The 9,276-nt window shown below is 70.0% G+C and carries 9 protein-coding genes; 1 reads left to right on the forward strand and 8 read right to left on the reverse strand.

Annotation, left to right across the window (positions count from 1 at the left end; translation table 11 throughout):
* Window positions 1-39: 39 nt before the first annotated feature.
* The 7 genes from ccsB to hemL all read right to left on the reverse strand — a co-directional run bounded on the left by ccsB (window position 40) and on the right by hemL (window position 7,842).
* On the reverse strand, window positions 40-1,194 hold the full coding sequence (gene ccsB / locus ACFU99_RS21445) for a c-type cytochrome biogenesis protein CcsB (protein ID WP_384394328.1): 1,155 nt from the start codon (window positions 1,192-1,194) through the stop codon (window positions 40-42).
* Window positions 1,191-2,921 (reverse strand): cytochrome c biogenesis protein ResB, encoded by a 1,731-nt coding sequence (locus ACFU99_RS21450; protein ID WP_384394329.1) that lies wholly within the window; start codon window positions 2,919-2,921, stop codon window positions 1,191-1,193. The genes ccsB and ACFU99_RS21450 overlap by 4 nt, the downstream gene beginning before the upstream one ends.
* A 4-nt stretch (window positions 2,922-2,925) precedes the next feature.
* A complete protein-coding gene (locus tag ACFU99_RS21455; RefSeq protein WP_384394330.1) occupies window positions 2,926-3,663 on the reverse strand; it encodes a cytochrome c biogenesis CcdA family protein in 738 nt (245 codons plus the stop codon).
* Window position 3,664: 1 nt separating this feature from the next.
* Entirely contained in the window at window positions 3,665-4,291 is a 627-nt protein-coding gene (locus ACFU99_RS21460; RefSeq protein ID WP_384394331.1) for a TlpA family protein disulfide reductase, read from the reverse strand.
* Window positions 4,292-4,349: 58 nt separating this feature from the next.
* The gene (locus tag ACFU99_RS21465) at window positions 4,350-5,579 is read right to left on the reverse strand and encodes a hypothetical protein (protein ID WP_384394333.1); all 1,230 of its coding nucleotides are present in this window, start codon (window positions 5,577-5,579) and stop codon (window positions 4,350-4,352) included.
* 200 nt (window positions 5,580-5,779) lie between these two features.
* Complete coding sequence (locus ACFU99_RS21470; protein ID WP_363225759.1) at window positions 5,780-6,427, reverse strand: histidine phosphatase family protein; 648 nt, start codon at window positions 6,425-6,427, stop codon at window positions 5,780-5,782.
* Between the two features lie 98 nt (window positions 6,428-6,525).
* On the reverse strand, window positions 6,526-7,842 hold the full coding sequence (gene hemL, locus ACFU99_RS21475; protein ID WP_384394334.1) for a glutamate-1-semialdehyde 2,1-aminomutase: 1,317 nt from the start codon (window positions 7,840-7,842) through the stop codon (window positions 6,526-6,528).
* 118 nt (window positions 7,843-7,960) lie between these two features.
* Between hemL and ACFU99_RS21480 the strand changes: the two genes are divergently transcribed.
* Complete coding sequence (locus ACFU99_RS21480) at window positions 7,961-8,512, forward strand: hypothetical protein (protein WP_078644343.1); 552 nt, start codon at window positions 7,961-7,963, stop codon at window positions 8,510-8,512.
* A gap of 308 nt (window positions 8,513-8,820) precedes the next feature.
* Here the strand turns inward: ACFU99_RS21480 and ACFU99_RS21485 are convergent.
* On the reverse strand, window positions 8,821-9,276 hold a 456-nt coding region (locus ACFU99_RS21485), incomplete at its 5' end, for a hypothetical protein (protein WP_384394336.1).

The following is a 9,276-nucleotide window of genomic DNA, read 5'->3' on the forward strand; positions in this document are numbered from 1 at the left end:
GAAGTGGCGCGGGCCGTGAAAGCAAGCGCAGCGTGGGGCTCAGACGCCCGCGTACGAGTGCTTGCCGGTGATGAAGATGTTGACACCGTAGTAGTTGAAGAGGTAGCAGGCGAAGGCGACGAGGCCGAGGTAGGCGGCCTTGCGGCCCTTCCAGCCGGCGGTGGCGCGGGCGTGGAGGTAGGCGGCGTAGGCGACCCAGGTGATGAAGGACCAGGTCTCCTTGGGGTCCCAGCCCCAGTAGCGGCCCCAGGCGGCCTCGGCCCAGATCGAGCCCGCGATGATCGTGAAGGTCCACAGCGGGAAGACCGTCGCGTTGACGCGGTACGCGAACTTGTCGAGGGTCGCGGAGGCCGGCAGCCGCTCCAGGGCGCTGTCCCAGCCCATCTGCACCCGCACGCCGACCCGCGTCCAGCGGTCGCCCGCCGGGGTGTCCCGCAGCTTCTTCGCCAGGACGTCGCGCCCCGTCTTGCCGGCCAGCTGGCGGACCTCCAGCCCGTCGCGGAAGCGGTAGAAGAGGGAGGAGACCGCGCCGACGTACAGCGACGCGCCGGAGATGATCGCGCAGGAGACGTGGATCCACAGCCAGTACGAGTGCAGCGCGGGCACCAGCTGGTCGCTGGAGGTGTACAGCACGGAAACGGCGAGGCCGAGGTCGAGGAGGATCGTGGTGACCAGCGGCAGGCCGAGCCAGCGGATGTTCTTCTTGGCCAGCAGCAGGCCGAGGTAGACCGCCACCGCCACCATCCCGAAGGTGGTGGAGAACTCGTACATGTTGCCCCACGGGGCACGCTCCACGGACAGCGCCCGGGTGAGCACCCCGCCGAAGTGGATCAGGAAGGCCAGCACCGTCAGGGAGACGGCGATACGGCCGTACATGTCCCCCTTCTCGCTGCCGCCCGCCGCGCCCGGCCCGTCCGGCACGTCGCGGGCGCCCGCCGCCGCGCGGGTGACCACCTTGGGCCGCTCCAGCACCGCCGTGCCCGTACCGCCCTTCTGCGCGACCTGCACGGTCACGCTCTTCGGGGCCGCTTCGGCGGTCAGCGCGGCGGCCGTGCGGCCCACCGCGCTGCGGCTGCCGAACACCCACTCCGCGATGTGCGCGAGAAACGCCAGGGTGTAGACGGCCATCGCCGAATAGATCAGCACATTGCTGGTATGGGCCAGGTTCTCGTTGGCTGCGGCAGCGATATTCACGCGCGCGCTCCTTCGGAGGGATCAGCGGGGTCTGCGGGATCGGAGGGACCAGAGGGACCGGCGCCCGGTTCCCGCTCCGGGACGGGCATGGCGTGGGGCTGGAGCGCCAGCGCGAGGTCGCCGAGCTCCTCGGGCAGCTTCGCGGACTCGCTGCGGCCGAGGCCGCCGAGCTCCACGACCGTACGCCCGTCCTCGCCCTCGACCGCCCGCACCCACACGCGGCGGCGCTGGATGAACAGGGATCCGGCGAGACCGAGCAGCGCGCCGACCGCTCCGGCCAGTGCGGTGCCGTTGCCCGGCTGGTGGGAGACCTGGAAGGTGGCCCAGGTCTTGATGGCGTCGAACTTGAGCGTGCCGGCGCCGTTCGGGAGCTTCATGGTGTCGCCGACGCGCAGCAGTTCCGCGTAGGGCTTGCCGTCCTTGCCCTTGAACTGCTTCATCTTCGACGTGTCGAGCTTGTAGACGCTCTGCCCCAGCCCCGAGTCCATGCCCAGGCTGCCGTGGTACGCGGTGAGCACCAGCGCCGGCGAGTCCAGCGCCGGGAACTGCGACATCATCGTGCCGGTCTTGAGGTCCAGCGTCGGCACGAAGTTGCCCTGCAAGCCGACCTGGTCCTTCTTCCCGTCCTTGTCGCGGTAGTCCGGCACCTTGAGGATCGTGGACTCGGTGAGGTTCTTGCCGTCCACGGGCAGCGAGGCCACCGGGCCGCGGTACGCGACGTTGCCCTGGCCGTCCCGGAAGGTGACGACGGGCGCGTAGCCGTGGCCCTGGAGGTAGACCTTGGAGCTGCCGGTCTCCAGCGGCTTGTTCACCTCGATCACGCGCTTGCTCGGTTTGCCGTCCGCGCCGTCGTAGTACGTGACGTGGGCCCGGAAGACGCGCGGGGTGCCCTTCTCCGGGCCCGTCCGCTCGTAGCTGGAGTCGAAGCCGTCCAGGTCGAAGCTGAACGGCTGGAGGTTGTCCTGGTCGAAGAGCGTGCCGGGCTTGAAGTCGTCGTACTGCGACATGGTGTTGGAGAACCCGTCGCCCTCGACGATCAGCTTGGAGCCCTCGGCCTTGAAGAGCTGGCCGGTCGCGAAGGCCACCAGCATCACGATCAGCGAGATGTGGAAGAGGAGGTTGCCCGCCTCCCGCAGGTAGCCCTTCTCCGCGGCCACCGAGCCGGCCGCCGTCTCCGTGCGGAACCGCTTGCCCCGCAGCAGCTTGCGCGCCGCGGCCAGCACCTCCTCGGGCTCGGCCTCGGTGCGCCACGTGGTGTACGCGGGCAGCCGGGTCAGCCGCCGCGGCGCGCCCGGCGGCCGGCCGCGGAGCTGGCCGACGAACTGCCAGGTGCGCGGCACGATGCAGCCGATGAGCGAGATGAACAGCAGGATGTAGATCGCGGAGAACCACACCGAGCTGTAGACGTGGAACAGCTGGAGCTTCTCGTAGATCGGCGTGACGGTGGGGTGCGCCTTCTGCCAGTCCTCGACCTTGACCGAGTCGACGCTGGTCTGCGGCACGAGCGAACCGGGGATCGCGGCCAGCGAGAGCAGGAACAGCAGGATCAGCGCGACCCGCATCGACGTGAGCTGGCGCCAGAACCAGCGGGCCCACCCGATGACGCCCATCGACGGCAGCTTGCCCGTCGGTCCGGATTCGGGGGCCTCGACCGGCGCCGTGGACAGCTGGGCGGCGGCCTCGCCGAGGCCCTGCTCCTCGTCGGCGGGGGTGGGTGTCTTGGCCATCAGATCAGACCTCGGGAACGAAGGATTGGGTCCACGACTGCATATCGGCGACCATGCTGTCCCATACGCCGGTGACGAGCAGCACGCCGACCGCCACGAGCATCAGGCCGCCGATCCGCATGACCCATGCGTAGTGGCGCTTGACCCAGCCGAACGCGCCGAGGGCCCGCCGGAAGGCGATCGCGGCGAGGATGAAGGGGACGCCGAGGCCCACGCAGTAGGCGACCATGAGCAGCGCGCCGCGCCAGGCGCTCGCCTGGTCGAGGGCGAGGACGTTGACGGCGGCGAGGGTGGGGCCGATGCACGGCGTCCAGCCGACCCCGAAGAGGACGCCCAGCAGCGGCGCCCCGGCCAGCCCCATCGCGGGCTTCTTGTGGAAGCGGAACTCCCGCTGCCCGAAGAGGCTCATGAACCCCATGAAGGCGAGGCCGAGCACGATGGTGAAGGCCCCGAGGACCTTGGAGATGATCTCCTTGTGCGCCTGGAGCTGCCAGCCGAAGTTGCCGAACAGGGCGCCGCCGGAGACGAAGACGGCGGTGAAGCCGAGGACGAAGAGCGAGGCGCCGACCACCATGCGGCCGCGCTTGGCGTTGCCGAGGTCGGTGCCGCTGACGCCGGTGACGTACGAGAGGTAGCCGGGGACGAGCGGCAGCACGCACGGGGAGAAGAAGGAGACGAGACCGCCGAGCACCGCGATGGGCAGCGCGAGCAGCAGGGCTCCGCTCAGGACGGTCTGGTTCATGTCACTTCTTCTCCGCGACCAGCGGGTCGAGTGTCTTGTGCAGGTCGTCGACGCTCAGCGCCTGGGGGGCGCGGGCCGCGATCTTCCCGTCCCGGTCGATGAAGATCGTGGAGGGGATGAACTGCGGGTTGAGGCTGCCCTTGGGGAAGCGCAGCAGCAGCTTGCCCGAGGAGTCGTGGAAGCTCGGGTACGGGACCTTGAACTCCTTCTCGAAGCTGAGGGCCGGGGCGGTGTCCGGGTCCCGGGTGTTGAGCCCGACGAACTGGACGCCCTTGTCCTTGTACTCCTCGGCGACCTTGGTGAGGTTGGGCGCCTCGGCCCGGCAGGGCGGGCACCACGAGCCCCAGACGTTGAAGACGACGATCTTGCCCTTGTAGTCCTTCTTGAGGTCGAGCTCTTTGCCCTGAAGGGTCTTGCCGACGAGGTCCGGCGCGCTCTGCCGTTCACCCTTGTCCTTGACGACGCTGATGCCGCCCGTGCCCTGTACGTACTTGGTGTCGCCGCCGCCCTTGGCCGTGTTGCCGGACCCGCAGGCGCTGAGCGTCAGGGCGGCTGCGGCGGCGCCGGCGGCCAGCACTGCGGCACGACGGTGGCGTGTGGAGCGTCGAGGGGCGCGGCGGGCACTCATGTGAAAAGTTTCGCATGGGCACCCCGGCGATCTTCCGCGCCCCCCTCGACGGCGATTCTCAGCCCCGCGCCGGGGTCCACTTCTGGCCCACCCCGAGCTTGCGGAGATCCGCGAGGACCTTCGGGTCCTGCGCGTCCATCCAGTCCACGAGCTGCTTGAAGGAGACCAGCCGGACGTCCTTGTGCCTCTCGTCGGCGATGTGCTTGAGGGCTTCCTCGACGGCGTCCATGTAGATGCCGCCGTTCCACTGCTCGAAGTGGTTGCCGATGAAGAAGGGGGCGCGGTTGGTGTCGTACGCGCGCTGGAACCCGGATATGTAGGACCGGGTGGCCTGCTGCCGCCAGGCCGGGTAGTTGGACGACGGCGCCTTCGTCGAGTTCTGCGACTGGTTGTAGAGCATGTTGTAGTCCATGGACAGGACTTCGAAGCGGTGGCCGGGGAACGGTATCGCCTGGAGCGGCAGATCCCATACGCCGTGCTTCTTCGCCGGCCATATCTGGAGTCCGCCCGACGAACTCGCGTCGTAGCGCCAGCCGAGTTTCGCGGCGGTCGGCAGCAGATTGTCCTGGCCGAGCAGGCACGGCGTACGGCCGCCGACGAGTTCCTTCGAGTAGTCGAAAGGCAGCGGTTCGAGGTCCGAAAAACCGGTGTTCGTACGCCACTTGGTGACGAATGACATCGCCTGGTCGATTTCCGACTGCCATTGCGCGGGCGTCCACTTGGCGACGGAACCGGAGCCCGCGCAGAAGTGCCCGTTGAAGTGCGTGCCTATCTCATGGCCTTCGAGCCAGGCCTCGCGCACGTTCTGGAGCGTCGCCTTGATGTGGTCGTCGGTGAGATAGCCGATGTCCGAGGCGCCGACCTTGTTGTTCGGCGGCCGGTACATGTTCTTCTTCGACTCCGGCAGGCAGTACAGGCCGGAGAGGAAGAAGGTCATGCCCGCGTTGTGCTCCTTGGCGAGCTTGCGGAAGCGGGGGAAGAGCCCGTTGCCGACCTCGCCCGCGCCGTCCCAGGAGAACACCACGAACTGCGGCGGCTTCTGCCCGGGAGCCAGCCGCTCCGGCTTCGGCGGCTGATGCGGCTGCGGCCCCGCGTCGGCCGTCGAGCCGTCGCCTATCGGCTTCGCCTTCGCCTGTTCGCTCGCCTTCGCCCGCGGGTCCTTGGTGCCGCCCTTGCCCCGGTCCGATCCGGATCCGGACCCGGAATCCGAGGAACAGCCGGCCACACCCAATGCGGCAGCAGCTCCCACTCCCATTCCGAGCAGCCCGCGTCGGCTGATGTCGCGCATTACGTCCCCATCCGTGCTCGCCGTGCTCACCGTCCATATAAATGGACGTCCGGTAAGAGTGCACGACGAGCGCCGATGATTCCACTTGGCAGACGCGAAGGGGTCACGGAAGGATCGCGGAGGGATCGCGAGGGGATCGGGGAGGGATCGCGAAGGTATTGCCGGAATTCAGCCCGCGCTTACGCTACGAATTACTCGCTTTACGCTCCGAAGCCCTTGGAGGCGCCCTTCACGGGTTTGGCGCCGGCCAGCAGATGGGCCGGTACCAAATCCCGGGCGGGCTCGCTGTATCCGACCGACACGATGCGATTCCCGCGGAACGTGAACGACGTCAGGCTCGCCAGCGTGCACTGCCGTTTGCGCGGGTCGTGCCAGAGCCGGCGCCGCTCGGCGAAGCTCCGCACGATCCAGATCGGCAGCTGGTGGCTGACGCACACCGCCTCGTGGCCGCGCGCCGCGTCCCGCGCCGCGCCGATCGCCCCCATCATCCGTACGACCTGGTCGACGTACGGCTCGCCCCACGAGGGGCGGAACGGGTTGGTGAGGTACTTCCAGTTGGACGGGTTCTTCAGCGCGCCGTCGCCCACCCCGAACGTCTTGCCCTCGAAGACGTTCGCCGCCTCGATCAGCCGCTCGTCCGTCGCCAGGTCCAGGCTCAGCGCCTTCGCCAGCGGCGTCGCCGTCTCCTGCGCCCGTTCCAGCGGCGAGGCGACCACGTGGGTGATGTCACGTCCGGACAGATGCTCGGCGACCCGGTCGGCCATCTGCCGGCCGAGCTCCGAGAGGTGGTAGCCGGGCTGACGCCCGTACAACACGCCCTTGGGGTTGTGCACCTCGCCGTGGCGCATCACATGCACCACGGTCAGCGCGTCCCCGCCTACACCGTCGGACGCGCCCGCGCTGTCCGGCGCGCTGTTGTTCGCAGCTCCATTCGTCATGCCGGACATCATTCCGTCGCCTCGGCGGCGGCCTGAGCCGCCCCCGGCAGTGCGTCGGCGATCCGCTGGACGGCCGCGTCGTCATGGGCCGTCGAGAGGAACCACGACTCGAAGGACGACGGCGGGAGGTAGACGCCCTGCGCGAGCATCGAGTGGAAGAAGGCGGTGAAGCGGAAGGACTCCTGCGCCTTGGCGCTCTCGTAGTCCCGCACGTCCTGGTCGGTGAAGAACACCGAGAACATGCTGCCCGCGGCCGACACCCGGTGCGCGACGCCCGCCTTGTCCAGCGCGCCCGACACCAGGGACCGCACCTCGGCGGAGACCGCGTCCACCCGCCCGTACGCGGCGTCGTCCAGCAGCCGGAGCTGCGCGATGCCCGCGGCGGTGGCCACCGGGTTACCGGAGAGGGTGCCCGCCTGGTAGACCGGGCCGGTCGGCGCGAGGTGCGCCATGACGTCGGCGCGCCCGCCGAACGCCGCGGCCGGGAAGCCGCCGCCCATGACCTTGCCGAAGGTCATCAGGTCGGGCCGCACGCCGTCGAGCCCGTACCAGCCCGCCCTGCTCACCCGGAAGCCGGTCATGACCTCGTCGGAGATGTACAGCGCGCCGTTGTCGGAGCACAGGTCGGCGAGCCCCTGGTTGAAGCCGGGCAGCGGCGCCACGACGCCCATGTTGCCCGCCGCCGCCTCCGTGATCACGCACGCGATCTCGCCCGGGTGGGCGGCGAAGGCGGCGCGTACGGCGTCGAGGTCGTTATAGGGGAGGACGATCGTGTCCCCGGCCTGCGCGCCGGTGACGCCGGGCGTGTCCGGCAGCGCGAACGTCGCGAGCCCGGACCCGGCCGCGGCCAGCAGCGCGTCCACGTGGCCGTGGTAGCAGCCCGCGAACTTGATCACCTTCGAGCGGCCGGTGAAGCCGCGCGCCAGCCGGATCGCCGACATCGTCGCCTCGGTGCCGGAGGAGACCAGCCGCACCTGCTCGACGGGGGCGACGCGGGCCACGATCTCCTCGGCGAGCGCGACCTCGCCCTCGCCGGGGGTGCCGAACGACGTGCCGCGCGCGACGGCCTCCTGCACCGCGGCCGTCACCTCGGGGTGCGCGTGGCCCAGGATCATCGGGCCCCACGAGCACACCAGGTCCACGTACTCCCGGCCGTCGGCGTCGGTGAGGTACGGACCGGAGCCGGACACCATGAACCGGGGCGTACCGCCCACGGCGCGGAACGCGCGCACCGGGGAGTTCACGCCGCCGGGCGTCACGGCGGCAGCGCGGTCGAAGAGCGTCTGCGAGACTGGGGCAGAGTACGAGTAAGTCACACCAGCCATGGTCTCAGAGCCGTACCGGGACTCGCGGCGAGGGCGTTTCAGCCGCCGGTCGCGGGGGAGGTCTCTGAGACGATGATCGGGTTGCGCGACGGTGTTCGCGAGTGGTCGGGTGGAGATTATGCATCGCGGTGGCGGACTGGGTGAGGGGACCGATGACCTGGGCCCCGAGCGTGCCCAGCGCGGACGCCACCGGCGCGAGGCGGAGAGCGCGGGAAGCAGGAGTGGTGGCCGGGTGGGGGTGACCTACAAGTACTTCGGGGCACCCAACGGAGCGACCGCCGCACGCGTACCGATCTCCATGCGCCCCGAGGAGCTCGGCGGGGACGAGCTGGGTATGGGCGGCATGTTCTCCAAGATCAAACCGGAGACGATGGCCGCCATGGTGCTCACCGGCATAGAGGGCATACCCCTGCACCGGGTCCCCCCGCTGGAGCTCGTCGTCCTGCACCCCGACTACGCGGTGGTCAAACTCCCCACGACGGTCGTCGACCCGCTGCGCGGCATCGGCGAGGAGTCGGTGGGCGCCGCGGCCTTCATATGGTCCACGGTCCCGGACCGCGGCGGCCCCGGCGACGCCTTCCGCGTCTACCAGCTCCTCCACGAATGGCAGGACTTCTCACACCGGCTGCACGAGGCGGGGCATCAGCCGTACTGCTTGGTATGGCCTTGAGCTGACGGCGCCTTGACCGGCGGGGCGCGCTCCTACGGGCTTGGGCGGTCTTACGGGCATGGGCGCGCCTACGGGGGTGAGCGCTCGGCCGCGGCGGTTACGGGCGTGGGCGGGCGGCCCGTACGGGCGCGGGCGCGCGAACAGCCCGTACGCACACCGACGCCCGGCCGGTCCGTACAGAGCAGCGGGCGCTCGGGCAGCACAGAGCAGCAGGCGCTCGGGCAGCACAGGGCAGCGGGCGCTCGGGCAGCCAGTACGACACCGGCGCTCGGGCAGTCCGTCGGGCGGGGCCTGCCGCAGGCCGCGCGTCACTCGCCGAAGCGCTGGTTGAACTCCTCGACCAGCCGGCCGCCCGCCGCCTCCACCAGCCGCCCCACCACGGGGTGGATCACCAGGCTCGCGACCGCACCCGCGAGCACCGGGAGCCGGCGGGCGAACCACTGACGGACGTACTCCATGGTGGACAGGTCCGCCTCGGGCGCGGTGACGGCCTCCTCCAGTTCGTCCAGGAGGCCGACGGCCCGTTCCGCCTCCGGCTCGCCCGCCGGGACGAGGGCCCGTACGCGCGCGAACTCGGCGCGCAGGGATGCCAGTTCCTCCTCGGTGACCGCCGCCGCCGAACCGCCCGGTGCGGCCTCGATACGGGAGACGGTGTTGCCGCGGCCGACGACGACCTGGCCGGACACGTCCTGGGTGTGCACTTCGTAGCGGTCGCCGTGGCTCTCGGTCGTCTCGGGCATGGCGGGCTCCTTCCGGTTCACTGC

The sequence above is a fragment of the Streptomyces sp. NPDC057654 genome (genome assembly GCF_042800135.1).
Lineage (GTDB): Bacteria > Actinomycetota > Actinomycetes > Streptomycetales > Streptomycetaceae > Streptomyces.